19 protein-coding genes, 4 tRNA genes and 1 pseudogene are annotated in these 23,423 nt (G+C 62.6%); 14 read left to right on the top strand and 10 right to left on the bottom strand.

Annotated elements, in window-relative coordinates:
- The first annotated feature begins 75 nt into the window (after positions 1–75).
- The 5 genes from clpB to BMW74_RS12210 all read left to right on the top strand — a co-directional run bounded on the left by clpB (position 76) and on the right by BMW74_RS12210 (position 3,355).
- A complete protein-coding gene (clpB, locus tag BMW74_RS12230) occupies positions 76–2,640 on the top strand; it encodes an ATP-dependent chaperone ClpB (RefSeq protein ID WP_093419649.1) in 2,565 nt (854 codons plus the stop codon).
- Between the two features lie 300 nt (positions 2,641–2,940).
- Positions 2,941–3,016, top strand: a tRNA-Asn gene (locus tag BMW74_RS12225).
- A 9-nt stretch (positions 3,017–3,025) separates the two neighbouring features.
- A tRNA-Pro gene (locus BMW74_RS12220) sits at positions 3,026–3,102 on the top strand.
- A gap of 5 nt (positions 3,103–3,107) precedes the next feature.
- Positions 3,108–3,183 (top strand) — tRNA-Lys (locus tag BMW74_RS12215).
- A gap of 95 nt (positions 3,184–3,278) precedes the next feature.
- A tRNA-Pro gene (locus BMW74_RS12210) sits at positions 3,279–3,355 on the top strand.
- Positions 3,356–3,637: 282 nt separating this feature from the next.
- Here the strand turns inward: BMW74_RS12210 and BMW74_RS12205 are convergent.
- The 4 genes and pseudogenes from BMW74_RS12205 to BMW74_RS12190 form a co-directional block, all read right to left on the bottom strand.
- Positions 3,638–4,936: an NAD(P)/FAD-dependent oxidoreductase gene (locus tag BMW74_RS12205; RefSeq protein WP_093419639.1), complete on the bottom strand. Its 1,299-nt coding sequence runs from the start codon at positions 4,934–4,936 to the stop codon at positions 3,638–3,640.
- Positions 4,937–4,996: 60 nt separating this feature from the next.
- Positions 4,997–5,170 carry a DUF3094 domain-containing protein gene (locus BMW74_RS12200; protein ID WP_093419635.1) on the bottom strand — a complete coding sequence of 58 codons (174 nt, stop codon included), beginning with the start codon at positions 5,168–5,170 and terminating at the stop codon, positions 4,997–4,999.
- Positions 5,171–5,259: 89 nt separating this feature from the next.
- Entirely contained in the window at positions 5,260–5,886 is a 627-nt protein-coding gene (locus tag BMW74_RS12195) for a DUF1780 domain-containing protein (RefSeq protein WP_093419630.1), read from the bottom strand.
- A 69-nt stretch (positions 5,887–5,955) separates the two neighbouring features.
- Positions 5,956–8,606 (bottom strand): annotated as a pseudogene (locus BMW74_RS12190) (autotransporter outer membrane beta-barrel domain-containing protein).
- A gap of 325 nt (positions 8,607–8,931) precedes the next feature.
- Here BMW74_RS12190 and BMW74_RS12185 point away from each other — a divergent pair.
- The 4 genes from BMW74_RS12185 (at position 8,932) to BMW74_RS25615 (ending at position 13,844) form a co-directional block, all read left to right on the top strand.
- Positions 8,932–10,275, top strand: a complete 1,344-nt coding sequence (locus BMW74_RS12185; RefSeq protein WP_093419626.1) for an aromatic acid/H+ symport family MFS transporter — start codon at positions 8,932–8,934, stop codon at positions 10,273–10,275.
- A gap of 97 nt (positions 10,276–10,372) precedes the next feature.
- Entirely contained in the window at positions 10,373–11,575 is a 1,203-nt protein-coding gene (locus BMW74_RS12180) for a benzoate/H(+) symporter BenE family transporter (RefSeq protein WP_093419622.1), read from the top strand.
- Between the two features lie 113 nt (positions 11,576–11,688).
- A complete protein-coding gene (locus BMW74_RS12175) occupies positions 11,689–12,957 on the top strand; it encodes an OprD family porin (protein ID WP_093419619.1) in 1,269 nt (422 codons plus the stop codon).
- Positions 12,954–13,844 (top strand): methyl-accepting chemotaxis protein, encoded by an 891-nt coding sequence (locus tag BMW74_RS25615; RefSeq protein ID WP_305881714.1) that lies wholly within the window; start codon positions 12,954–12,956, stop codon positions 13,842–13,844. The genes BMW74_RS12175 and BMW74_RS25615 overlap by 4 nt, the downstream gene beginning before the upstream one ends.
- An 8-nt stretch (positions 13,845–13,852) precedes the next feature.
- On the opposite strand, the gene BMW74_RS12165 is transcribed toward BMW74_RS25615, so the two are convergent.
- Entirely contained in the window at positions 13,853–14,083 is a 231-nt protein-coding gene (locus BMW74_RS12165) for a DUF2790 domain-containing protein (RefSeq protein ID WP_093419615.1), read from the bottom strand.
- A gap of 121 nt (positions 14,084–14,204) precedes the next feature.
- On the opposite strand from BMW74_RS12165, the gene BMW74_RS12160 reads away from it, so the two are divergent.
- The 3 genes from BMW74_RS12160 (at position 14,205) to BMW74_RS12150 (ending at position 16,179) form a co-directional block, all read left to right on the top strand.
- Positions 14,205–15,137 (top strand): LysR family transcriptional regulator, encoded by a 933-nt coding sequence (locus tag BMW74_RS12160; protein WP_093419611.1) that lies wholly within the window; start codon positions 14,205–14,207, stop codon positions 15,135–15,137.
- A 76-nt stretch (positions 15,138–15,213) separates the two neighbouring features.
- A complete protein-coding gene (locus BMW74_RS12155; protein ID WP_093419607.1) occupies positions 15,214–15,900 on the top strand; it encodes an energy-coupling factor ABC transporter permease in 687 nt (228 codons plus the stop codon).
- A 63-nt stretch (positions 15,901–15,963) separates the two neighbouring features.
- Complete coding sequence (locus BMW74_RS12150; protein ID WP_093419603.1) at positions 15,964–16,179, top strand: hypothetical protein; 216 nt, start codon at positions 15,964–15,966, stop codon at positions 16,177–16,179.
- 3 nt (positions 16,180–16,182) lie between these two features.
- Here BMW74_RS12150 and yacG read toward each other — a convergent pair whose 3' ends face one another.
- From yacG to BMW74_RS12130, 4 genes are read right to left on the bottom strand one after another with little or no spacing between them, the layout of a single operon-like run.
- Positions 16,183–16,383, bottom strand: a complete 201-nt coding sequence (gene yacG, locus BMW74_RS12145; protein WP_093419599.1) for a DNA gyrase inhibitor YacG — start codon at positions 16,381–16,383, stop codon at positions 16,183–16,185.
- The gene (coaE, locus tag BMW74_RS12140; RefSeq protein ID WP_093419595.1) at positions 16,380–17,003 is read right to left on the bottom strand and encodes a dephospho-CoA kinase; all 624 of its coding nucleotides are present in this window, start codon (positions 17,001–17,003) and stop codon (positions 16,380–16,382) included. The genes yacG and coaE overlap by 4 nt, the downstream gene beginning before the upstream one ends.
- Entirely contained in the window at positions 17,000–17,872 is an 873-nt protein-coding gene (locus BMW74_RS12135) for a prepilin peptidase (protein ID WP_093419590.1), read from the bottom strand. The genes coaE and BMW74_RS12135 overlap by 4 nt, the downstream gene beginning before the upstream one ends.
- Before the next feature lie 2 nt (positions 17,873–17,874).
- On the bottom strand, positions 17,875–19,083 hold the full coding sequence (locus BMW74_RS12130; protein ID WP_093419586.1) for a type II secretion system F family protein: 1,209 nt from the start codon (positions 19,081–19,083) through the stop codon (positions 17,875–17,877).
- A gap of 238 nt (positions 19,084–19,321) precedes the next feature.
- Between BMW74_RS12130 and BMW74_RS12125 the strand changes: the two genes are divergently transcribed.
- Positions 19,322–19,738 (top strand): pilin, encoded by a 417-nt coding sequence (locus BMW74_RS12125; protein WP_093419582.1) that lies wholly within the window; start codon positions 19,322–19,324, stop codon positions 19,736–19,738.
- Between the two features lie 192 nt (positions 19,739–19,930).
- The gene (locus BMW74_RS12120) at positions 19,931–20,278 is read left to right on the top strand and encodes a BON domain-containing protein (RefSeq protein ID WP_093419578.1); all 348 of its coding nucleotides are present in this window, start codon (positions 19,931–19,933) and stop codon (positions 20,276–20,278) included.
- A 159-nt stretch (positions 20,279–20,437) separates the two neighbouring features.
- Here the strand turns inward: BMW74_RS12120 and BMW74_RS12115 are convergent, their stop codons facing one another.
- On the bottom strand, positions 20,438–23,383 hold the full coding sequence (locus tag BMW74_RS12115; RefSeq protein WP_093419575.1) for a DUF748 domain-containing protein: 2,946 nt from the start codon (positions 23,381–23,383) through the stop codon (positions 20,438–20,440).
- Positions 23,384–23,423: the final 40 nt, after the last annotated feature.

Raw genomic sequence — 23,423 nt, 5'->3', positions numbered from 1 at the left:
CTATAGCGGTATCTGGCAGGTTTCTTCATTCAGGATGGTTTCTTTGGTCCGGCCTGCTCAAAAGGAAGGTGACCCATGCGTATAGACCGTTTAACTAGCAAACTACAGTTGGCTTTGTCCGATGCCCAATCCTTGGCGGTGGGCCTCGATCATCCAAGCATCGAGCCTGCGCACCTCATGCAGGCACTGCTGGAGCAGCAAGGTGGCTCGATCAAGCCGTTGCTGATGCAAGTGGGCTTTGACGTCAACAGCCTGCGCAAAGAGCTGAGCAAAGAGCTCGACCAGCTGCCAAAAATCCAGAATCCCACCGGCGACGTGAACATGTCGCAGGACTTGGCGCGCCTGCTCAACCAGGCTGATCGCCTGTCCCAGCAGAAAGGCGACCAGTTCATTTCCAGCGAACTGGTGCTGCTCGCGGCCATGGACGAGAACAGCAAGCTGGGCAAGTTGCTGCTCGGTCAGGGCGTGACTAAAAAAGCCCTGGAAAACGCGATCAACAACCTGCGCGGCGGCGAAGCGGTGAATGACCCGAACGCCGAAGAGTCGCGCCAGGCGTTGGACAAATACACCATCGACCTGACCAAGCGCGCCGAAGACGGCAAGCTCGACCCGGTCATTGGGCGTGACGACGAGATTCGCCGGACCATCCAGGTCTTGCAGCGTCGCACCAAGAACAACCCGGTGCTGATCGGTGAGCCTGGCGTGGGTAAAACCGCGATTGCCGAGGGCCTGGCCCAGCGCATCATCAATGGTGAAGTGCCGGACGGCCTCAAGGGCAAGCGCTTGCTGTCCCTGGACATGGGCGCGCTGATTGCCGGTGCCAAGTTCCGTGGCGAGTTCGAAGAGCGCCTCAAAGGCCTGCTCAATGAGCTGGCGAAGCAGGAAGGGCAGATCATTCTGTTCGTCGACGAACTGCACACCATGGTCGGCGCCGGTAAGGGCGAAGGCTCGATGGACGCGGGCAACATGCTCAAGCCGGCCTTGGCCCGTGGCGAGTTGCATTGCGTTGGCGCAACCACGCTCAACGAATATCGCCAATATATAGAGAAGGACGCGGCCCTTGAGCGGCGCTTCCAGAAAGTCCTGGTCGAAGAGCCGAGCGAAGAAGACACCATCGCCATCCTGCGGGGCTTGAAAGAGCGCTACGAGGTTCACCACAAGGTGGCGATCACCGACGGTGCGATCATTGCTGCGGCCAAGATGAGCCATCGCTACATCACCGACCGGCAGTTGCCTGACAAGGCGATTGACCTGATCGACGAAGCGGCCAGCCGGATCCGCATGGAGATCGACTCCAAGCCGGAAGTGCTCGACCGCCTGGAGCGTCGCCTGATTCAGCTCAAGGTCGAATCCCAGGCCTTGAAGAAAGAAGACGACGAAGCCGCGATCAAGCGCTTGGAAAAACTGCAGGAAGAGATTGCTCGACTGGAGCGTGAGTACTCCGACCTGGAAGAAATCTGGACCTCGGAAAAAGCCGAAGTGCAGGGTTCTGCCCAGATCCAGCAAAAGATCGAGCAGTCCCGCCAGGAACTGGAGACCGCCCGGCGCAAAGGCGACCTGAACCGCATGGCCGAGTTGCAGTACGGGGTGATCCCGGACCTGGAGCGCAGCCTGCAGATGGTCGACCAGCACGGCAAGCCCGAAAACCAGTTGCTGCGCAGCAAGGTGACGGAGGAAGAGATTGCCGAGGTCGTGTCGAAATGGACCGGCATCCCGGTCTCGAAAATGCTCGAGGGCGAGCGCGACAAGCTGATGAAGATGGAAAGCCTGTTGCACAAGCGTGTGATTGGCCAGGAAGAAGCGGTGGTGGCGGTGAGTAACGCTGTGCGGCGCTCCCGGGCCGGGCTGTCCGACCCGAACCGCCCAAGCGGCTCGTTCATGTTCCTGGGTCCAACCGGCGTGGGTAAGACCGAGTTGTGCAAGGCCCTGGCCGAGTTCCTCTTTGATACTGAAGAGGCAATGGTGCGCATCGATATGTCCGAGTTCATGGAGAAACATTCCGTGGCGCGGCTGATCGGGGCACCACCAGGCTATGTGGGCTATGAGGAAGGCGGTTACCTGACCGAGGCTGTGCGTCGCAAGCCGTACTCGGTGATCCTCCTGGACGAGGTCGAGAAGGCCCACCCGGATGTGTTCAACGTGTTGCTGCAAGTGCTGGAAGACGGTCGTCTGACCGACAGTCATGGTCGCACCGTGGATTTCCGCAATACGGTGATCGTCATGACCTCCAACCTGGGCTCGGCGCAGATCCAGGAGTTGGTCGGTGATCGTGACGCTCAGCGTGCGGCGGTGATGGACGCGGTGTCGACTCACTTCCGTCCGGAGTTCATCAACCGGATCGACGAAGTGGTGATCTTCGAGCCTTTGGCCCGCGATCAGATTGCCGGCATCACCGAGATCCAGTTGGGCCGTCTGCGTAGCCGTCTGGCTGAGCGTGAGCTGCAACTGGAACTGAGCAGCGATGCGCTGGATAAGTTGATTGCTGTGGGTTACGACCCGGTCTATGGCGCGCGGCCGCTCAAACGAGCGATCCAGCGTTGGATCGAGAACCCGCTGGCCCAACTGATTCTGTCCGGTAGCTTCTTGCCAGGCAGCAGTGTGACGGCCACCGTTGTGAACGACGAAATCGTTTTCAACTAAAGCGTTCGTTGCACGTTAATGACAGAGGCCCCGCATTGCGGGGCCTTTTTTTTCTTAGGGTGTTGAACTGTAAGGAAAAGGCTTGTAAAGTGCGCCCCGCAGTAAGTCGCCCCAAAGGGTTTTGGCTCCCCAAGTCAAAAACCTAAATAAGTTGCAAATCATTGTCTTGAAAGCAATTTAGGGGGTTGACAGAGGTGCTTAAGATTGTAGAATAGCGCGCCTCAGACACACGAACGCAGCGATGCGAACGGGTCGAAGAGAGTGCTGTAAAGCGTCAATGTTGTAATTGAAATATGTAGTTCCGTGATAGCTCAGTCGGTAGAGCAAATGACTGTTAATCATTGGGTCCCAGGTTCGAGTCCTGGTCACGGAGCCAATTTCAAGCCGGGGTATAGCGCAGTCCGGTAGCGCGCCTGCTTTGGGAGCAGGATGTCAGGAGTTCGAATCCCCTTACCCCGACCATTTTTGGGTCGTTAGCTCAGTTGGTAGAGCAGTTGGCTTTTAACCAATTGGTCGTAGGTTCGAATCCCACACGACCCACCATTTTTGAAACCAGTTAACGCTGGAATCGAATCTTAAGATCAGAGGCCAAAAGCGCTGATCGTAGAAGGCGCCTTTTAAAGGTGCCTTTTTTTTACCGGGGTATAGCGCAGTCCGGTAGCGCGCCTGCTTTGGGAGCAGGATGTCAGGAGTTCGAATCCCCTTACCCCGACCATATTAAAAATCCTCGTATCGAAAGATACGGGGATTTTTTTTGTCCACGAGAATCTCAGGTGCACCGCAAGGCACCTGTGGGGGTGAGCCTGACGGCTGGCCTGGTGTGGGAGCGAGCCCGGCTTGCTCGCGATGGCGGCCTGACAGCCTGCTGGTCTCTGGCGGGTGAACTCGATCCCTTGTGGGAGCGAGCCCGCTCGCGAAAGCGTCGTGTCAGGCAACGTCTTGGCTGACGGGTAGAGCACATTCGCGAGCAGGCTCGCTCCCACTAGGATTTGCGGTGTTAATGCAGTTTGAGTCGCGGCTCGGTCCCGCGCCCGATCTTGCTGCCCAGCATCAACATCGCGGTGCGGAACATGCCGTACAGCGCGACTTGGTGCATGCGGTACAGCGACACGTAGAACATCCGCGCCAGCCAGCCTTCGAGCATCACGCTGCCGGTCAGGTTGCCCATCAAGTTGCCAACCGCCGAAAAACGCGACAGCGAGATCAGCGAGCCATAGTCGGTGTAGGTGTAGGTGGGCAGCGACTTGCCTTCGATCCGCAGTTTCAGTGACTTGGCCAGCAACGATGCCTGTTGGTGGGCGGCTTGGGCGCGGGGTGGGACGTTGCGGTCAGTGCCCGGCTGTGGGCACGCGGCACAATCACCGAAGGCGAAGATGTTTTCATCGCGGGTGGTTTGCAGTGTCGGCAGCACCTGCAGTTGGTTGATGCGGTTGGTCTCCAGGCCGTCGATGTCCTTGAGGAAGCTGGGGGCGCGAATGCCCGCGGCCCAGACTTTCAGGCTGGCCCTGATTTCCTTGCCGTCGGCGGTAAGCAGGCTGTCGGCCGTGACTTCGCTGACGGCGGCATTGGTCAGCACATTGACCCCGAGTTTCTCCAGGGTTTTATGCACAGGCCCGCCGATGCGTTCCGGCAGGGCCGGCAATACCCGGGGACCGGCCTCGATCAGGGTGATGTGCATGTTTTCCGGCTTGATCCGATCCAGGCCGTAGGCCGCCAGTTCATGGGCGGCGTTGTGCAGTTCGGCGGCCAGTTCCACGCCGGTGGCGCCAGCGCCGACGATGGCCACGCTGATTTGCTCGACGGTGTCGGTCTGCCCGGCGTGGGCGCGCAGGTAGTGATTGAGCAACTGCTGGTGGAAACGTTCGGCCTGTTTGCGGGTATCGAGGAACAGGCAGTGCTGCGCCGCGCCCAGGGTGCCGAAGTCGTTGGTGGTGCTGCCGACGGAAATGACCAGGGTGTCGTAGGGCACTTCCCGGGCCGGTACCAGCTCCAGGCCGTGCTCGTCGTAGGTGGCGGCCAGTTGGATTTTCTTCTGCGTGCGATCGAGCCCGCTCATGCGCCCCAGTTGAAACTCGAAGTGGTTCCATTTGGCCTGGGCGACGTAGTTGAGTTCATCTTCGCTGGAGTTCAGGGAGCCGGCCGCCACTTCATGCAGCAGGGGTTTCCAGATGTGGGTCAGGTTCGTGTCCACCAGCATCACACTGGCGGTGCCACGCTTGCCCAGGGTCTTGCCCAGGCGGGTGGCCAACTCCAGGCCGCCGGCGCCGCCGCCAACGATGACAATACGATGAGTCATGGGGATATCTCGCAAGGCTAAAGGAAATCGGTGCGGTTACCCGAGCGAGCGCCAGGCAGCTCATAGCGTCAGGTAACTGATAAGGCGGCTCAGCAGGCCCAGGCCGATGGTCACGCCCAGCACCACCACCAGGAGCATCCACGGCCGGAAAGGCCGGCGCTCGACTTGGTGCTGGGACAGTCGCAGGTACGCTTCGACATGCTGTTGGTCATCGGGGTTCAGGCGGTTGGTCATCGCGGGCCTCGTCAGGGGTAGACGTTGCTGAATGTGGAGACGCTACAGGGAATTCACCCTGGCGTGAACGTAGCATAGCTGTTGGTTGTTCAGAGGCTGACCCCGACGTCGAACACGATGCTGCGCCCCAGGTTGCTGCGCAGGAAGTCCGGCGCCTCGGGGTGGGCGAACAGCACGCGGGCAAAGGTCGGTCCGACCAGGGACAGCGAGCGCCAGCCCTGGCGCAGGTACTCAGTGGGCGGGGGGAAATGGCTGTTGAGGTCCAGGACTTCGCGCTTGAGGCTGGCGAAGGCAATGATGTCCAGCTCGCCGAGGTCCATGCCGCGCTCTTTATAGTTGTGGGCTTTCTTGCGCAAGGTCGGCGCCAGTCGCAGCAGGAACTCGTTGGCCGGGATGCGCTTGGGCTTGGCCTCGCGGCGCACCAGTTGGCTCAGGGAGAAGGCGCTGCGCCGGCGTTGCAGTTCGTCGCGCCACTCGTCGTTGAGCCGCCGGCCTTCGTCGAGGACAAAGAACACCTCGAAATTGGCCTCGCGAAACAGTACGTCCGGTGGCTCGCCTGCCGGGCTGAATTCGTCGGCGCGGTAGGGAATGTTCAGGCCTTGCAACAGGCGTTGGCAGACCCAACGCTCACGCTCCCATTTGCGGGCATTGGACAGGAACGCATTGGCTTGCTCGGCCGCGATGGTCAGCAGGCGCAGGTAATCTGAGTCATCCATAAGCCCAAGCTTAGCGTCCAAATGCGTGGATCAAGAAGACATTTGTCGCCTGGGCCATCGTGGGGCGTGCTACCAACTCATGCGCAGGCCCAGTGTGCCGGACACGCCGTTCAAGTCGTTGCTGTCCAGGTGGGTGCTGTAGTCGACACTGCCGTACACACTGACACTCGACGACAGTTTGGCCACCAATCCGCCGCCGACGTCCGCCGAAGAGGCTTTGTGCTCGGTCTTGATCCGGGTGGTGTCGTCGTAGGTGACCGTGTCGGAGCCGCCGAATGTGCGCCACAGATTGGCCCGCAGGTAAGGTTCGAGCGGGACGTCCTGGACCAGATAGCGGCCCTTGAGGCGGGCGCCAACGCGACCGGTCCAGTAGTCCTGGGCGTCAAACGACACGTCGGAGATGCCATCGTTCTGGTTGTCCAGGTCGATCTGTTGGTGGATCACCTGTGCCTGGGGCTCGACCACCCAGTTCGGCGATACGGCCATCGGGTAGCCGGCCTCCAGCGACAGGGCGAGGGCGTGGCCATCGGTGTTCATTTTTACCCCGCGCTCGGAGCGATTGTCGCCGTCCAGGCGCGTCCACATGGCCACCGTGTCGAGGTACCAGCCGCTCGGATCCACCAGGGTCCAGTAGCCGCCAAGATGATCGCCGTCGAGCTTGACCCGGCCCGAACGCCGGTCCTGGAAGCCTTCGGCAAACCCATCGACATCGCCGCGCAGGTCACTGTGGCCGACGAAGAAGCCAGCGCGTTGCAGTTGCCCGCCATCGGTGGTCGAGGCGAACAGGTCATGGCCGATCTGGAAGCCCTGGAGCGAACCGTCGAAGCTCGGCGCTACGGTGCCGGTCCAGCTTTTACGCAGGTTGCTGCCGTAGACCCGACCCCAGCCCGCCGGTACGTTGCCGGTCTCGGTGAGCAGGCTTTGCTCGCCCTGGCGCTCATGGAAGGTGCCCAGCGCTTGCAGGGTCATCATCTGCGCGGCAGGTATGACCACCGAGTACACCGGCACCTCCAGGCGATACAGCGGGATCGGTTGCGCGCCGGCCACGGCCTTGGGGATCGGCGGGGTGGTGGCGGCCGGGGTCGGCGAGGTCTGGGCGACCTGCGTGGAGGTGGGATCGACGGGGGCCACGGGCGCTACGGGCCGGGCGGTGGGCGCCTCGACGATGGGTTCGTCCGGGTCGACGACCGGCGCGGGCTGGGCAACCGGCGGTGGCGCGAGGGGGATCACTGGCGGCGGTGGCGGCTCAGGCGGGACCGACAGCGGTGGTACGGCAACGACCGACGAGCGCAGGTACCAATTATTCTCCGTCCCGGCCGTCACGCCGCCTTTGAACAGGTAGTACTCATAGGCACCGGCCGACACCGAACGGCCCAGGGCAAAGGCGCCGGCGGTGCTGGTGGCGCCGTTTTGTGCCTCGACCACTTCGATGCCGTTCTGGCGAGTCAGGCCGCCGGCACCGCCGAGGTTGCTGATGCCCAGTTGGGTGGTGCCGCTGATGCTGCCTTGGGACACCACCAGCTTGTCGCTGGCCGAGTTGTCGTCACCGAGTACGGTTTGCAGGCGCAGTTGGCCGTTGCTGCCGACATAGTTGCCGTGCACCGTCAGTGAGTCAGTGGCGCTGGTGCTGCCGGTGGTCATGTCGATGATGCCGGCGTTGTTCAGCGTGGCCAATTGGCCCGCGGTGTAGGGGCGGATGCCGCCTTGGGTCACGGCCAGGGTGCTGCTGCCGTCAATCGAAAACACCCCGGTGCCGCTGGCGCTGTCCCCGAGGAAAAAGTCCCCGGCCAGGTCGAAGTGTGAGTTGTTGGTCAGGCTGGCGCTCTCCCAGCCGATGTAGCGGCCTGGCGTGCCGGAGGTGGTGCTGTCGAACGTCAGTCGGTCATTGCCCAGGCCGCCGTCGACCGAAGGGGTCGCGCTGAGCAGGCTTTCAGTGAGACCCGTGAGCTGCGCCGTGTCGTCGCCATCGCCCATCAGCACCGCCGATTTGATCTGGCCGCCGGTCCAGGTGAAATGGTCGTTGCCAGTGCTGCTGCGGATCTGCCCGGAGATGACCCCGCCGCTGAGGGTGATGCTGTCGTCGCCGCCACTGGTGCTGATGTTGCCGCCAATCGTGCCGCCCGAGACGATGATGGTGTCCCGGCCGAGCCCGGTGACCAGGTTGCCGATAATACTGCCGCCCGACATATCGAAGACATTGTTGTCCAGCTTCATGTTCACCCGACCAATGGTGCCGCCGGTCATCTTCGCGATGTCACCATCATCAAACCCCTCGACGATGACACCGTTCTCCATGAGAAAACTGTCGTGGCTATCGCCCTGGGACAGGATTGGATACGCCCGCCGGTCATCACGAAGGTGTCGACATCGTCGCCCTGGGTCACGTCCCCGGTGATTTGCCCGGCGCTGATGAGCAAGGTGTTGGTGCCGTTGCCCATGTGCAACTGGCCGGTGAGGGTGCCGGAATCCATCTGCACCCGGTCGGCGCCGTCGCCAAAGGTGACATCGCCATTGATGGTGCCGGTGCCGTTGGCGGGGAAGGTCAGGGTGTTGTTGCCGGTGGTGTCGGTGAGGGGGCCGCTGGTACCGCTGTCGCAGGTGTAGGAGGAGTTACCTGCGCTGGTTGTCAGCACGCAGGCAGCTTGCGCGTCTGAACCGGTGGCGATCAGCAGTGATGTCGAGACCGCCAGCGCCGAGGGTATTTTCGTGATGAGTCGCATGACTTGCCCCTTTATGAATAGCTAGCGGATCGTCCTGATCATGCATAGGGGGCCAAGTCGTACCACGTGTTCACGCTTGAAACCGATGACCTAACAGCGCGTTAAGAACTGCTCCTTCAGTAGTTTCAAGTACTAGCTGGTTTTCCCCGCAGGGCCGGTTTACCCGACCGACGGCCCGCCATCCGTGCCACTCGTCCGTGCACAAAACGGATAACGATCTGCGCAAAGCGGATATTGCCGCGCCCGCCAACTCCCTACCCTCGGTAGTACGGACGCTAATGCGTTACCAATGCTCTTAAAAAAACAACAACAAGAGAAATCTGCCATGCGCAAGATTGACGTACATGAGGTGATCGATAACGCTCGCTTCAACCGTTTCCACTGGATGGTGCTGTTCTGGTGTGCCCTGATCATCATCTTCGACGGCTACGACCTGGTGATCTACGGCGTGGTGCTGCCGATGCTGATGAAGGAATGGGGCCTGAGCCCGCTGCAAGCCGGGGCCCTGGGGAGTTATGCGCTGTTTGGCATGATGTTCGGGGCGCTGTTCTTCGGCCCGCTGTCGGACAAGATCGGTCGCAAGAAGACCATCACCCTGTGCGTTATCCTCTTCAGCGGCTTTACCGTGCTCAACGGCTTCGCCCGCAACCCCACTGAATTTGGTATCTGTCGCTTCATTGCCGGTCTGGGCATTGGCGGGGTGATGCCCAACGTCGTGGCGTTGATGAACGAATACGCGCCGAAGAAAATTCGCAGCACCCTGGTGGCGATCATGTTCAGCGGCTACTCGGTCGGCGGCATGCTGTCGGCCGGCCTGGGCATCGTGCTGATCCCTAGTTTCGGCTGGCAGTCGGTGTTCTATGTAGCGGTGCTGCCGTTGCTGATGCTGCCGTTGATCATGTACTTCCTGCCCGAGTCGGTGGGATTCATGCTGCGCCAGGGCCGCAACGATGAAGCGCGCAAAGTGCTGGAGCGCGTCGACCCGGCCTACGTCGCCAAGGCCGACGACCTGCTTGAGATGCACGAAGTGAAGGGCACGGGCACCCCGGTGCTGCAGTTGTTCCGTGAAGGTCGGGCATTGCGCACCCTGATGCTGTGGCTGGCGTTCTTCTGCTGCCTGCTGATGGTCTACGCCCTGAGTTCGTGGTTGCCTAAACTGATGGCCAACGCGGGTTATAGCCTGGGTTCGAGCCTGTCGTTCCTGTTGGTACTGAACTTCGGTGCGATCTTCGGTGCGGTGGGCGGTGGTGTGTTGGGTGACAAGCTCAACCTGCCACGGGTACTGGCGGTGTTCTTTACGCTGGCGGCGGTCTCGATCACGTTGTTGGGCTTCAATAGCCCGATGCCGATGCTGTACTTGTTGATCGCGATTGCCGGCGCCACCACCATCGGTTCGCAGATCTTGCTGTACGCCTGCACCGCGCAGTTCTACTCCATGGCCATTCGTTCCACCGGCCTGGGTTGGGCCTCGGGTATCGGCCGTAACGGCGCCATTGTCGGTCCGTTGCTGGGCGGGGCCTTGCTGGGGATCAACCTGCCGTTGCAACTGAACTTCATGGCGTTTGCCTTGCCTGGCGCGGTGGCCGCGATTGCGATGACCGTGTTTGCCATCAGCAGCCAGCGCAGCAGCAACCGTGCGACGGCAGGCCTGGTGCCAAGCGGTGCGTGAGTGAAAACGGCAGTGGCACGCGCGTGTCACTGCCCGATAACAAAGAGCGACCAGGCCTGCGGCTATGGTTGCCTGATGAGTCTTGCGGCGAGGTTGCATGAAAGCGTTACTCAACGATTTTTCCCTGTCGGCGGCGGTTGCCGGGTTTATCGCCACGGTGATTTCCTTTGCCGGGCCCATGGTGATCATTTTCCAGGTCGCCGATGCGGCGCACCTGTCTCGCGAAGTGGTGTCGTCCTGGGTCTGGGCGATCTCCATCGGCAGCGCGCTGCTGGGGATCGGCCTGAGTTGGCGTTATCGGGTCCCGGTGATCATTGCGTGGTCGGCACCAGGTTCGGCCTTACTGGTGACGCTGATGCCGAGCATCACGATGGGCGAAGCCGTGGGTGCGTACCTGGTCAGTAGCCTGATCATCTTTGTGGTCGGGGTGTCCGGGGCGTTCGACCGGATCATCAGCAAGTTGCCATCGGCGATTGCCGCGGCAATGCTGGCCGGGATTTTGTTCAGCTTTGGCACTGGCCTGTTCGTTTCGCTGCAAGGCAAACCGTTGCTGGTGCTGTTGATGTTCGCGACCTACCTGGTGTGCAAACGCCTGATGCCGCGCTATGCGGTGCTGATGGTGCTGGTGGTGGGGTGCCTGGTTGCCTTTGCATCCGGCGACCTGCACCTGGATGCGCTGGTGCTCGGTTTCGCGACGCCGGTCTGGATCACGCCGCAGTTCACCCTCAGTGCCACCTTGAACATTGCCTTGCCGCTGGTGATGGTGGCGCTGACCGGGCAATTCGTGCCGGGGATGGCGGTGCTGCGTGCCAGTGGCTACCAGACGCCCGCCAGTCCGATCATTGCCAGCAGCGCACTGGGGACCGCGTTGTTGGCGCCGTTCGGCTGCCATGGCTTGAACCCCGCGGCGATCACGGCGGCCATCTGCACCGGCCGCGAGGCCCATGAGGATCCGCGCAAGCGTTATGTCGCCGGGATCGTGGGTGGCCTGTGTTACCTGGTGCTGGGGATCTTCGGCGCGACTCTGGTTTCGTTGTTCTCGGCCTTTCCCAAGGAACTGATTGCGGCGCTGGCGGGGTTGGCCCTGTTCGCCGCGATTGCCGGGGCGCTGACCGGGGCGATGGCGGTGCCCAACGATCGCGAGGCCGCGCTGGTGACGTTTCTGACCACGGCCTCGGGCATGTCGTTGTTCGGTTTGTCCGCCGCGTTCTGGGGATTGATCTTCGGCATGGCCACGCACCTGCTGCTGACCGCTCGACGCCCGGCCCCGGTGGTCCCGTCACCTGAGGTCGTGCGCTGATCGATTCAGCGACCGCCTCTCACCGCCCTTTTTATCCTCACCTGCCCCCCGCAACGGTGTCGTTGCGGGCGGAGCGCTTCAACCTGTCGATCTATAACAATAAGAGCACAACGATGAAACAGACTCTCCCAACCGCCGGTTCGCTGTTGTCCCTGGCTGTCGCCTCGGGTTTCTCGGGTGGTGCGATGGCCGCCGAACAAGGCTTTATCGAAGACACCAGCGCCACCTTGCAGGCCCGTAACTATTACTTCAGCCGCGACTTCTCCGACATCGTCGGCGCCAACCAGCAATCCAAGGCCGAAGAGTGGGCGCAAGGCTTCATCCTCAACGTCAAGTCCGGCTACACCCAGGGCACCGTCGGCTTTGGCGTGGATGTGATTGGCCTGCTCGGGCTCAAGCTCGACAGCAGCCCGGACCGGGTCAACACCGGTTTGTTGCCGGTCAAGGACGATGGCCGTGCCGCCAACGACTACAGCCGCCTGGCCGGGGCGTTGAAGGTGCGCTACTCCAAGACCGAGTTGCGGGTCGGTGAGCTGCAACCCAACCTGCCGGTGCTGGCCTTCAGTGACATCCGCCTGTTGCCGCCCAGCTACCAGGGGGCAAGCATCACTTCCGGCGAGATCAATGGCCTGACCCTGCAGGGCGGTCACTTGAACTCCACCAGCCTGCGCAACGAAGCCGGCCACAGCGACTTGCAAGCCATGCTCGGCCATGTGCCGCAGCGTCAGGTCAGCAGTGACGCGTTCAACTACGGCGGCGCCGACTACGCGTTCAATGACAAGCGCAGCTCGGTCAGTGCCTGGTACGGGCAATTGGAAGATATCTACAACCAGCGCTTCCTCGGTCTCAAGCACAGCGAGCCGATGGGCGACTGGACCCTGGGCGCCAACCTGGGCTACTACGACTCCAAGGAAGACGGCAAGCAACTGCTGGGCAACATCGACAACCAGGCGTTCTTCTCCCTGCTGTCGGCCAAGCACGGCGGCCACACGTTCTATGTCGGCTATCAGGCCATGTATGGCGACAGTGCCTTCCCCCGCGTATTCGCCAACATCACGCCGCTGGGCAACGAAGTGCCGACCTACGAGTTCGCCTACACCGACGAACGCTCGTGGCAGGCGCGCCACGACTTCGACTTCGCCGCCCTCGGCGTTCCGGGGCTGACCAGCACTGTGCGCTACATCACCGGTAACAACGTCGACACCGGCCAGGGTTTCGAAGGCAAGGACCGTGAGCGCGACCTGGACCTCGGCTACGTGGTGCAAGGCGGCGACCTCAAGGGCCTGGGGATCCGCGTGCGGAACGTGATGGCGCGTTCCAACTACCGCAGTGACATCGACGAAAACCGCCTGATCCTCAGCTACACCTGGATCCTGCTATGACGGATTCGCACAGCGCCACCTTCAAGCTCTGTGCCGACACACTGCTGCTAATTGTCGGTATGGGTAGTGTGGTGATGGCTTGGGACGACGGCCAGCAGTTGCTGCTGGCGGCCGGGATCAACGGGCTGCTGTTGGCCGCGGCACTGCTGTATCGCCGCCAGCCAAGGCCGGTCGAAGCGCCGGAGCCCGCGTGGGCGCTGGCCGCACCGAGTGAGGCGCGGGTGGACGTTGCGCCTGTCGCGGTCGCGCCGCCCGAGCGCGAATGGCCGGGCACGAGGGTCCACGGCACGCTGGAGCAACTGACCGAGTCGGTGGCGCAGACCGAGGAGGACATGCGCTTTGCCAATCAGTTGGCGCGCACGGCGGGCGAGCGGGTCAAGGCCAGCGCGCAGAGCATGCAATCGTCGGCCACGGTGCTGGCGGACTTGAATGTGTACATGCAGAGCCTGGATCAAGTGTTCGATGGCCTGGGCAGCCAGTCGATGCGCATCAGCGCGATTGTCGGCAGCATCCAGGACATCTCCCGCCAGACCAACTTGTTGGCCTTGAACGCCGCCATCGAAGCCGCGCGGGCTGGCAGCCATGGCCGCGGCTTTGCGGTGGTCGCCGACGAAGTGCGCAACCTGTCGCGCCAGGCGGCCGACTCCAGCGAGCAGATCCGACAAATCGCCACCAGCCTGGAGCAGTCCGCCGAACAGGCGCGTTCAGGCATTGAGCAGTTGTCCGGCTCGGCCCGGCTGGGCCTGGAGAAAGCCGAGGTGGCGCTGCATTCCATGGGCGAGCTGCAAACCGGTGCGGTGGCCAGGGTCGAGGTGGTCGAGCGCATCATGGTGCGCCTGGCCGGCCTGCATGACCTGGCGGTGCAAGCCAAGCGCATGGTGGTGTAGGGCCAGGGTCACAGGCTGCTGGTGCAGGCGCCCATCACGGAATACGTCACGCTGTGGGTCTGGCCCTGGTGGTCGACGTAGACCATGGTCGCCGGCACCACCTCGCAGGCGGTCGCGGTGTCCGTTACCGAGATCACCCGGGCGATGTCCAGCGGCTGCGCGGGGTCGTAGGGTGTGCTGTCGGTGGCCATGGCGGCGCTGGCGACAAGGCTGAGAAACAGGCTGATCAAGGTTTTCATTTTTCGCGGCTCCGTGTGTGTCTCGGTGCCTGAAGTCTAGCCGGTGTCTGCCCGTGATAAAGGGGCGGGCGCTTGATGCAGCGTTACATGAAACGTAACAGTCATAGCCCCTGGAGGGCGGATGGATTTACTCAACAACCTGCGGGTGTTTGTGCGCGTGGTCGATTGCGGCAGCTTTACCGCTGCCGCCGATGCGCTCGATCTGTCCACCGCGCAGGTATCGCGCCTGGTGGCGGACCTGGAGCAGCACGTCCAGGCCCGCCTGCTGCAACGTACCACCCGGCGCTTGAGCCTGACCGAGGCGGGTGAGCGCTTCCTGCTGCGCGCCCGGCAGATCCTCGAACAGATGGAGCAAGCCACCGCCGAAGCCCGTGGTGCCCACCTCGAGCCCAGTGGTCGGTTGCGGGTTCACAGCATGAATGGCCTGGGGGTCCTGATCACACCGTTGATCGCCCGTTATGGCGAGTTGTATCCCGACGTGGTGTTCGAGCTGACCCTGTCCCAGCGCAATCCCGACCCGCTGGAGGAAGGCTACGACGTGGTGATTTCGATGGCCTGCGAGTTGGCGGACTCGCAACAGGTGGCCCAGGCCATCGGGCAGGTCTACAGCGTGCCCTGTGCCGCGCCCGAGTACCTCGAGCGCCAGGGCGTGCCCGCGCATCCGCTGGCCCTGAACGAGCATCGCTGCCTGCGCATGCTCGATCCGTTGTACGACGATCAGTGGCTGTTCGCCGACGCACACGGCGAGCACGCGGTCAGCCCGGGCCGCACGTTCCAGTGCAACGTCGCCGAGTCGATGGTCAAGGCCTGCGAGGCCGGGATGGGGGTGAGCCTGTTGCCGTTCTACACCGCGACGCGGCCCCTGGCCGATGGCACCTTGCGACGCCTGTTGCCGGCCTATCGCCTGCGCGAGCGCAACGTCTACGCGCTGTACCCCTCGCGGCATTTTCTCGATGCCAAGGTGCGCACCTGGGTGGCGTTTCTCAAGGCCGAACTGCCCAAGCTATTGGCTGAGCACGATGGCGTGATCAACGATCCACGGCATTGGGCGTGAGGGCGTTGTAGACTGGCGGCCTGTTACGTGTGGGCAAGGAGTCTTGCGTGAAGGTCTATCGCTTGGGGCGCGCGGCATGATCAGTGCCCAGTTGTTGTCCCCCGCCACCCTCATCGTGGGGTGGTTGATCTACGTGCCGGTGTTGCTGTGGGCGATGGCCCGGGCGCCGTGGGTCGAGTTGTTCAGCGACAGTCGGCGCCAGCACCTGCTGTTCGGCACGGTGTTCGCGGTGTTCCTGCTGTGGCTGGTCCGCCGCGACTTCGACACCGGCGTGTCCTATCACTTCATCGGCATGACGGCCGTGACCCTGCTGCTGGACTGGCCGCTGGCGCTGGTCGGCGGGCTGGTGGCGCAAGTGGGGCTGGTGTTGCTGGGGCGCCAGGACCTGGCAGCGATGGGGGTCAACGGTGCCTTGTTGATCGTGTTGCCGGTGCTGGTCACCGAAGCCTGCGCGATCCTGGTGGAGCGCGCGCAGCCGCGTAATCCCTTTGTCTACATCTTCTGCTCGGGGTTCTTCGCCGCGGCGTTGTCGGCCTTGCTCTGCCTGCTGCTGGCATTGGGCGTGCTGTGGTTCGACGAGCGCTTTGCGATGCCCGAGTGGCTGGAAGACTTTGTCGGTTACCTGTGGCTGATCATCTTTCCAGAGGCGTTCATCAACGGCATGGTCATCAGCGCGCTGGTGGTGTTCTGCCCCGAGTGGCTGGAGACGTTCAACCGCACACGCTACTTGTCGGCCCCCTGGAACGACGATGACAAGCGTTGATCCCGGTCAAATCGCGGCAAAGTGGGCGCCCCTATGCTCCGGCAAATCCTAGAGGGCATCGGCATGAGCGTTTACCAGTGGGCAAGGCGGGAAGTGCAGGGCAGTCAGGCGTTGGCGCAGGAGATTGGTTTTGATCCGGGCCTGAGCCTGCGTGCCCTGCTCAGTGCGGTGGTGCAGCAGAGCAAGGCGGTGCGCAGTCTCGAGGACCTGGCCGATGAGTTGCTGTTCCTGGCCGAGAACCTCGATGACAGCCAGGACTACGCGTTCATGCGGCCTTGAGGATCAGTGGCGCGGCTCGAAGTCTTCGCTGAACAGCTCGTCTTCGGCGTCCGGGCTGACCGGGATCTTGTGTTCCTCCGAGGCCCAGGCCCCCAGGTCGATCAGTTTGCAGCGGTCCGAGCAAAACGGCCGGAAGGTACTCTCGGCGCTCCACTCGACAGGGGCGCCACAGGTTGGGCATTCAACGACAGGGGGTTGGCTCATGACTGGCCTCCACGCAAAGTTAGGTAAAAGTGATGCAGGCGCTCGACTTCGCTGTGCAGCCAGGCCCGGTCGCGGTCGTTGACCAGCACATCGTCGGCATGGCGCAGGCGCTCTTCGCGGCTGGACTGGGCCTTGAGAATCGCCTGGACCTGCGCTTCGCTGGTCTGGTCACGTCGCAAGGTCCGTTCGATCTGTAGCGATTGTGGCGCATCGATCACCAGCACGCGCTGGGTCATTTTGTGCTGCCCGGATTCAACCAGCAACGGCGACACCAGGATCGCATAGGGCGACTCGGCGCGGGCCAGGTGGGCGGCGACTTCCTGGCCGATCAGCGGGTGCAGCAGGGCTTCGAGCCAGCGGCGTTGTTCGGGTTCTTCAAAGACCCGCTTGCGCAGGGCCGCGCGGTCCAGTTGGCCGTCGGCCAGCAACACGCCATCGCCGAAGTGCTCGGCGATCCGGGCCAGCGCCGGTCGCCCGGGCTCGACCACCCAGCGTGCCGCGTGGTCGGCATCCACGGTATGGATCCCCAAGTCGATGAAGTGCTGGGCCGCGGCACTTTTGCCGCTGCCGATGCCACCGGTCAGGCCGAGAATCCAGGGTTGTGCCACAGAGCTTTTCATTTGAAACCGACAAACTGCCAATAGAAGTCGGTCATTTGACCACCCCAGAGCAACGCAATCCAGCCGGCAATCGCCAGATAGGGTCCGAAGGGGATTGGTGTCGAGGTTTTCGCCTGCTTGAGCCGCAAGCCGATGAGCCCCGCCACCGCGCCCAGCAACGAGGACAGCAGGATCGTCAGCGGCAGGATCTGCCAGCCGCCCCAGGCCCCGAGCAACGCCAGCAACTTGAAGTCACCGTGACCGATACCGTCCTTGCCGGTGACCAGTTTGAACAGCCAATACACCGACCACAGCGCCAGGTAGCCGAACACCGCGCCCCACAGCGCATCATGCAGCGGCACGAACACCCCGAAGCCATTGACGATCAGCCCCAGCCACAGCAGGGGCAGCACCAGGCTGTCGGGCAGCAGTTGGTGATCGGCGTCGATCAGGCTCATCGCCAACAGGCCCCAACTCAGCACCAGCACCCACGCCGCCTGCCAGCCAAAGCCCAGGTGCCAGGCAATGAATCCCGACAACACGCCACAGAGCAGTTCAACCAACGGGTAGCGACGTGTGATCGGGGCCTGGCAGTTCGAGCAACGACCGCGCAGCAGCAGGTAACTGAGCAGCGGGATGTTTTCCCAGGCGCGCAGTCGATGGGCGCAGTGTGGGCAATGGGAGTGGGGCAGCATCAGGTTGTAGGGCGCGGCGGCGGGTTCGCCGGGCAGGCCCAATACCTCGCGGGCCTGTTGCCGCCAATCGCGCTCGAGCATCTGCGGCAGGCGCCACACCACCACGTTGAGAAAGCTGCCAACGATCAGCCCGAGCACGAACGCGCCGCTGATAAAGGCCAGGGGGCTGGCGGACAACCATTCATTCAAGGGCATGTTCAGATCGCAGCGCCTAATTGGAAGATGGGCAAGTACATGGCAACTACCAGCGCGCCGACGATGAGGCCAAGGATCACCATGATCAAGGGCTCCAGCAGGCTGCTCAAGTTGTCGACCATAGTATCGACTTGCGCTTCATAGTAGTTCGCGAGCTTGTCGAGCAGGGTGTCCAGGGCGCCGGACTCTTCGCCAATGGCGGTCAGTTGGATCGCCATGCCGGGAAAGACACCGCTGGAGCGCATCGCGACATGCAACGGCAGGCCGGCGGCCACATCACCCTTGATGCCCAGCACAGCGTGCCTGAACACGCTGTTGCCGGTCGCGCCGGCCACCGCGTGCAGGGCTTGCACCAGCGGCACTCCGGCGGCGAAGGTGGTCGACAGGGTGCGGGCATAGCGGGCGATGGCCGACTGGTGCAACAGGGTTCCCACCAGCGGCAGTTTCAGCGCGCGCCTGTCCAGCCAGTCACGAACCCCCGGCGAACGCTGGCGGAGGTGGCGTACACCCGGCACCGCCACCAGCAGTCCCCCCAGCAGCAGCCATCCGCCGGCCCGCATCCAGTCGGACAAACCAATGACCAGCAGGGTGAACGCCGGAAGCTCAGCGCCCAACCCGGCGAACACGGACTGGAACTGTGGCACCACTTTGATCAGCAGGAGGCTGCTGACGATGATCGCCACCAGGACCACGGCCAGGGGATAGGTCATGGCCTTCTTGATCCGCGCCTTGAGGTGTTCGCTCTGTTCCTTGTAGGTGGCGACCCGCTCCAGCAGGGTGTCGAGCGCTCCGGCCTGCTCGCCGGCATCGATCAGGTTGCAATACAGTTCGTCGAAGTACCGGGGCTGTTTGCGCAACGCGCCGGCCAGGCTGTTGCCGCCTTCGATGGCCCGCTTCAACTGGGTCACCAAGGTGCGCATGTTCGGCTTGTCGACGCCGTCGGCGATGATGCCGAGCGTCTGCAGCAGGGGGACACCGGCCTTGACCATGGTCGCCAGTTGCCGGGTGAACAGGGCGATGTCCTGGGCGCTGATGCGCTTGCCTGCGCCGAACAGCGAAGTGGACTGCCTGCGCACCTTGGCCGGGGTAATGCCCTCGCGGCGCAACTGTAGGCGGATCAGTGCCGGGTCACGCCCGTGCAGTTCTCCGCTGACTTTCCGGCCGGTGCGGTGGGTGCCTTCCCAGGCGTAGCGGTTGATCTTGGCTGCCATGGTTCGATCCTTGAAGGCCGGTGGACGGCTTGGCTGGGTTTGCAAAGCCTAGCTAAGGCAGCGGCCGGTCGTTACCCGCAGGCGGTGACAAAAAGTGTCAGATAGTGCGGTTATCCGCGCGCCGGCCAGGGGCGATGGGCGGCGTGATGCCCCGGCCGGCAAGGCACGATGGCCCTGGCATGGGCTGTGCTGTGAGGGGTCAGGGCATGGGATTTCGCCCCATGCAGGGAGCTGAACGATGAAACAACCCAAGGGATTTACCCTGATCGAACTGCTGGTGGTGGTCGCCATCATCGGCATCCTGGCGACGTTCGCCTTGCCGCTGTACGCCAAGTACCAGGCGCGGGCCAAGGTGACCGCCGGGCTGGTGGAGGTGACGGCATTGAAGGTGCCTTTCGAGGACGTCATCAACCAGGGCCTCAACCCGACACCCGGCCTGATCGGTGCCACGACCGCCACCCGCCATTGCCGCTTCAGTGCACAGGGGGATGCGGTCACGGGGGGCGGCAGCATTCGCTGCGAGCTGCTCAATGCCCCCGGACCGGTACTCGGCCAGGCCATCATCCTCAGGCGAAGCCAGGAGGCGGGCTGGCGCTGCGAGACCACGCTGGCGCCGGACGACGCTCCCAAGGGCTGTGATACCCAGGGCGGCTGAACCTGCAACTTGCATGTCGAGAACACCCAAGTCATGCAAATTGCATGATTCCGGTTTTTTGTGATTTATGTAACTTGTTGATTTATAGGTATTTATTGAATTGTTGGAAGTTGGCACAGCCTTCGCAACTACCTAGGTAACCCTGCTGAGAAGGCATACAGCAGACTTTCTAGGAAAACAGGAGTTACCCGTATGAAGAAGTTCGCTATCGCTGCCGCAACGGCTACCGCTCTGACCCTGACCATGGCCAACGCTGCTTTTGCCCAGGCCACCCAGTCGCCCATGATGGTGGCTACCGGTGAAGTGACTGAAGTCAAGGAAGCCACTTCCGATACCTGGATCACCACCAAGGTTAAAAGCGACCTGCTCACCGAGAAAGGCATCCCGGGTACCGACATCAAGGTCGAGACCAACAAAGGCGTCGTCTCGCTGTCCTCGACGGTTGCCCTGACCGCGTCGCAGAAGGCGACGGCAGTGTCCATCACCAAGAACATCAAAGGCGTCAAAGCGGTATCGGCTGACGGCCTGAAAACCGACTAAGACCCAAGGCTTCTCGCCTGGACTGGGAGAAGACGCGGCAGGCGGGCCGAGTGATACGCCTGCCGCCCCTTTGATCTCCAGGCGATCGACCACCCAGATGTGGTCCACTGAAATGAAACAGGCCCCGACATTCGTGTCGGGGCCTGTTTTTTGGGGGGATTACTCCGCGTCCAGGTGCATCGGGGTGATCACCCGGCCGTCCTTCTCGGCCTGGCCCAGGTTGGCGTCGATGAAGTACACCCGGTCGTCAGCCAACTGCGCCTTGTCCACCAGGTAGTCCTTGATGCTGCTGGCGCGGTCCTGGCCCAGTTGGCGCAGCAACACGTCGCTGGCGCCCCAGAATTGGATGATGCCGTCACGCATCTTGTTGTAGCGCTCTTCCTTGCCCAGGTCCTTCCATTCGACGGGTGGCTGGGTCTTCAGGCGCGTACGGTAGATGCCTTCGAGCAGCGGGTCTTTTTCACTGTCCGGGACCTGGAGCAAGGACGCCTGGGCCGGCACCTTGTCGCCACGCCGTTGCAGGATCTTGTAGTAGTTGTACTGGTACTCGCGCTCCAGTCGTTGCTGGGCGATCAGCGGACCGTCGCTGTCTTTGGCCGCGGTGCCTTCGATCTCCAGGCGCAGCGCCGGACGCTCCTTGAGGGCACTGGCCAATTTGTCCAGGGCACCTTGGGCGTCGGTGCTCAACTCGCTTGAACCGGGGCCGAACGAGACGCTGCCCAGGTCCTCTGAACCGCCCCCGGAGATCAACCCGCCAATCAGTTTGAACGGCGCGGCGGCGGCCTTGACGATCAGGTTGCGCAGGGTTTGCCAGACAATCGGCATGATGCTGAATTGTGGGTTGTTCAAGTCGCCGGTGATGGGCAGTTCGATGGAGATCTTGCCGTCGACGTCCTTGAGCAGGGCAATCGCCAGTTTCAGCGGCAGGCTGACGGCGTCCGGGCTGTCGACTTTCTCGCCCAGTTCCAACTGTTCGACCACGACTTTGTTTTCAGCCTTGAGTTGGCCCTTGGTGATCAAATAGTGCACGTCGAGGTTGAGCCGGCCCTTGCGGATCCGATAGCCGGCGAACTTGCCGGAGTAGGGCGTCAGGGTGGTCAGCTCGACCCGTTTGAAACTGGTGGCGATGTCCAGCGCGGCGATCGGGTCGAACGGGTTGACGCTGCCCTTGATGGTGACCGGCGCATAGCGGTCGACCTTGCCCTTGATGTCGACGCTGGCGGGCTTGGCCTGGCGGCTGTCGATGGTGCCGATCTGGCCGTTGAGCTGCTGGATGGCGGTGGCGAAGTTAGGGGTCAGGCTGAAGTCGGCGAAGTTGGCCGAGCCGTCGTTGATCGCGATGCCACCGATGTGGATGGCCAGCGGCTTGCTCGCGCTTGCTGCTGGTTTTGCGTCACTGCCCTTGGCGCCGCCTGCCGGTTGCGGGATCAGCAGGTCGTCGATGTTGGTGGTGCGGTCATCGTTGATCATGAAGCGCGCGTAGGGCTGTTGCAGGTTGATCTTGTCGATCGACAGGCTGGCATCGTGCTGGTAGTTCAGGCCTTGGACGGTGACCGTCTGCCACTTGAGGAAGTCACGGTTCTTCAGGGTGTCCAGGGTGTGGAGCTGATCCACGTGGGCCTGGCCGGTGACACTCAAGGCCAGTGGTTCGGTGCTTTTGAGGTTGACTGCCAGGTCGCTGCCGAGCATCCCGGAGCGCAGTTCCAGGCGAATGAACGGGCTGATGTAGGACTGGGCGACACGCAGGTCGATGTCCCGGGTCTGGACCTTGAGCTGGGCGCTGATCGGCGCCAGGTTGACTTCGCCTTCGGCCAGGACCTTGCCTTGCTTGCCCAGCCCGGTGTCGAGCTTGAGGGTGAAGGGCGAGCCGTTGAGGCTGTCGAAGTTCTTCAGGTCCAGGTTCAGTGGGCCAAGCTCCAGGGCCACGGCGGGCTTGGCCTGGCGGTCGGCGAGGTGAACCTGATAGTTGCGCAGCTCGACATCCTTGAGCAGCACTTGCCACGGTTTGCTGGGCGCCGCGGGTTGCGCCTTGGGCGAGTCGGCAGCCGCCGGTGCGTTGCTTGCTTCGGCCTTTGCCGCGGGCTTGGCAGGCTGGCTGGCGAAGAGTTTCACCCAGTCGAGCTGGCCGTCGGCCTCGCGAGCGGCCCAGGTTTCGAGCTTCTGGCTGCGGATCTTGCCGACGATGACTTGCTGCTTGGCCAGGTCGACCGTGGTGTCACTGACGTCCAGGCGTTCCAGGCGCACCAGCGGCCGGCCGTCGGGGGCCTTGATGGCGAAGGGCGCGATGCTGACCGAGGTGTTGCTCAGCAGCAGTTCGGTTGCCTTGGACAGGTTGAGCGTGTAGTCGGTGCTCAGGCTGACGGTGCCGTCTTCGAGTACCAACGGCACGGCGTCGCGCACGTACGGCCAAAAGGCTTTCATCTTGCCGTCGGTGATCTTCAGGGTGCCTTTGGAGGCAATCGGAATCAGGCTGATATGCCCGCTCCAGTCGACCTGGCCACCGGCGGGACCCATGGCCACCAGGTTCATTTCGGCGTTGTCGTCGGGCAGCGTGCTGAGGTTCTTCAACTCGAAGTCGAGTTTGTCGTAGAGAAATTCGATGGGCTCGCTGGGGCGCAGGTCCTGGAAGTGCAGGTAGCCACCGGCCAGGTTGATGCGGTCGATGCGCACCGGGAATGGCTTGGCATTCGGGTCGGCAGGCGTCGGCTCGCTGGCGGGCAGCTTGAACAACTGGGTCAGGTTCAGACGGCCATCCTTGCTGAACAGGACCGAGGTCTTGGACTTGTCCAACTGCACGTCGGCCAGGTGCACGGCGCGGGTCCACAGGCTGTCGAGCTGCACGTTGGCATAGAGCCGTTCGAAGCCGATCTGTTCCTTGCCGGGTTCGCCGATGTTCAGGCCCCACACGCTCAGTTCGAGGCTGAATGGGTTGAGCTCGATCCGTTGAATCGTCGCCGGCACCGTGGCGTAGTTCGCCAGTTGCTGGTTGGCGATCCGCAAGGCGATGCCCGGCACAATCAGAAAGCCCAGCAAGCTGTACAGGGCAAGCGCAGTCAACACGGCGCCGATGGCGCGAATCAATCCTTTGGGCATGTGCGGCTTCATCTAGTCGAATCGGAAGTGCGTTGGAGTATGGCACGCGATT

It is taken from the genome of Pseudomonas sp. ok272 (genome assembly GCF_900109995.1).
Lineage (GTDB): Bacteria > Pseudomonadota > Gammaproteobacteria > Pseudomonadales > Pseudomonadaceae > Aquipseudomonas.
The sequence above is the reverse complement of the archived record's forward strand: the minus strand, read 5'-3'. Positions and strand labels throughout refer to the sequence as shown.